The organism is Anaeromusa sp., assembly GCF_028691475.1.
GTDB lineage: Bacteria > Bacillota > Negativicutes > Anaeromusales > Anaeromusaceae > Anaeromusa.
This window is the reverse complement of record NZ_JAQUZF010000108.1, coordinates 1-1,838: the sequence shown is the minus strand read 5'-3', so window position 1 is coordinate 1,838 and position 1,838 is coordinate 1. Positions and strand designations below refer to the sequence as shown.

Annotated in this window: 1 protein-coding gene; it reads right to left on the bottom strand. The window is 50.1% G+C overall.

From position 1 onward, the window contains the following. On the bottom strand, positions 1 to 1,829 hold a 1,829-nt coding region (locus PHF27_RS11915; protein ID WP_300070342.1), incomplete at its 3' end, for a carbon starvation protein A. Positions 1,830 to 1,838 lie beyond the last annotated feature (9 nt).

Genomic DNA, 1,838 nt, shown 5'->3' with positions numbered 1-1,838 from the left:
CCATACTCGCAGAAGTTTTGGATTTCCGTATTCATGCCGACCGGTTTATCCGTCTTCAGCAATTCCAGCCACTTGCGAGCGCAGTCGATCAACGTAATAACTACCAAAATGATCAAGACAATGCTGACCGTTCCGTTAATATTCCCCAAGAGGTCTCCCCTCTTGAAAAACATGCCGACATTCATAATACCTGCGGCAATAACGGTAACAACCAGGAAGGCCATTGGCACAAAGGTAATCAAGGCGTAGCTTTTAGGAGCAATTTTCAAAATGATCGTCGTTCCCAAAGCCAAAGCAACAATGGCGAGAAGCTGATTGGCCACGCCAAAGAGCGGCCAGATGGTTCCCACATCACCGCTGTAGAGCAAGTAGCCCCACATTACGCTTACAAGGGCGCTGGTGAAAAGAATGCCAGGCCACCAATGAGACTCTTTCAAAGGAGCGTATACATAGGTTCCCAGAATATCCTGCAAAATGTAGCGGGCAACACGGGTGCCTGCATCAATCGTAGTCAGGATAAAGAGAGCTTCAAACATGATAGCAAATTGATACCAGTAGCTCATCAGATGCTTCATACCGCCGATGCTGGAGAAAATATGGGCCATGCCCACGGCCAGCGAAACGGCGCCGCCAGGACGATGCATAACATCCATGCCAACCAAGGCGGACAGCTGTTTAATTTCTACCGTCGGGAACTGCGCAGCCACTTTGGCATAGGCAGCCGCCGGGCTGTTAATAGCCAAATAGTCGCCAGGCATCATAACCACGGCGGAAATCAACGCCATCATAGCAACAAAGCCTTCCATGACCATGCCGCCGTAGCCAATAGCCCGAGCATGTGTCTCAAGTTCAATCATTTTCGGCGTCGTACCGGAGCTAATCAGAGAGTGGAAACCAGAAATGGCGCCGCAAGCAATGGTGATAAATACATAGGGCCATACTGGTCCAGGAATAATAGGACCGCCGCCATTAATAAAAGGCGTCGTGAAAGGAATATTAACCGAAGGCTGCACAATCAGAATGCCCAGCGCCAAAGCGCCAATAGTACCGATTTTCATATAGGAGCTCAAATAATCGCGCGGCGCCAGCAACAGCCATACAGGCAGCGTAGCGGCGCAGAAGCCGTAAATAGGCAAAGCAACCGACAAAGCAGGCTTGCTCAAGTTGAATGCTTCAGCCCAGCTTTCCAGCGGCCCGCCAGGAAGCAGCCAACTCCCCGAAAAAACAGCGCCCAATACGGCCAAAAAGCCAATAATGGAACCGGAACGAATGGCGCCGGGGAAGATTTTGAACATATACAGACCAATTACGATCGCGATCGGAATCGTCATGCTCAAGGTGTAAAGGCCCCAGGGGTTTTTAAAGAGAGCATTTACAACAACCATGGCCAAGCCGGCCAAAGCTACAATGATAATGAAGAAAATCGAAAGGGAAGTCGTGATACCGGTAAGGGGTCCTACTTCACGCCGGGCGATAACGGCCAAGGACTGACCATTATGACGGATAGACGCAAAGAGAATAATGAAGTCATGCACAGCGCCTGCAAAGATGGATCCCAAAAGAATCCAAGCAAAGCCAGGGCCCCAGCCATATTGGGCCGCCAATACAGGACCTACAAGCGGGCCTGCGCCGGCAATGGCAGCAAAGTGATGACCGAAGAGCACCCACTTGTTCGTAGGCACAAACTCGCGTCCATCGTTGCAACGATAGGCAGGAGTTACGTACGTGTCATTAAGCATGAGAACTTTAGCAGCAATAAATGCGGAATAATAGCGATACGCCAAAACGAATAGGCAGCCGGATACAATGAGAAGTAAAGCGGAATTCATACTTTTTCC